Origin of the sequence: Neisseria sp. SLRRB23 (assembly GCF_050896295.1) — a bacterium.
In the GTDB taxonomy this organism is placed as follows: Bacteria; Pseudomonadota; Gammaproteobacteria; order Burkholderiales; family Neisseriaceae; genus Neisseria.
Window position 1 is genome coordinate 1 of record NZ_JBPBFH010000161.1, and the last position, 364, is coordinate 364.

At 56.9% G+C, this 364-nt stretch carries 1 protein-coding gene; it reads left to right on the forward strand.

Annotated elements, in window-relative coordinates:
• On the forward strand, positions 1-186 hold a 186-nt coding region (locus ACRPFF_RS11680), incomplete at its 5' end, for a hypothetical protein (protein ID WP_432674681.1).
• Positions 187-364 lie beyond the last annotated feature (178 nt).

Below are 364 nucleotides of genomic sequence, written 5' to 3' on the forward strand. Positions count from 1 at the left end.
GTCGAGTCTCGTGGGCTCGGAGATGTGTATAAGAGACGGCCCAGCCGCCCGAAACCCGCGCAGGCTTCGCCGCCCGCTGGCTACCCGAAAGGGCCGAATGGCAATATCTGTCCTTTGATATATAGTGGATTAACAAAAACCGGTACGGCGTTGCCCCGCCCCGGCTCAAAGGGAACGATTCCCTAAGGTGCTGAAGCACCAAGCGAATCGGTTCCGTACTATTTGTACGCGATGGCGAAAGTGTTGGCGCAGGGGCGGCAGGTGTTGTTTTTGTTGCCCGAAATCAACCTCACGCCGCAGCTTTTAAAACTGGTGGAAGACCGTTTTGCTGACGTACCGACCGCCGTGTTGCACAGCCAGATGG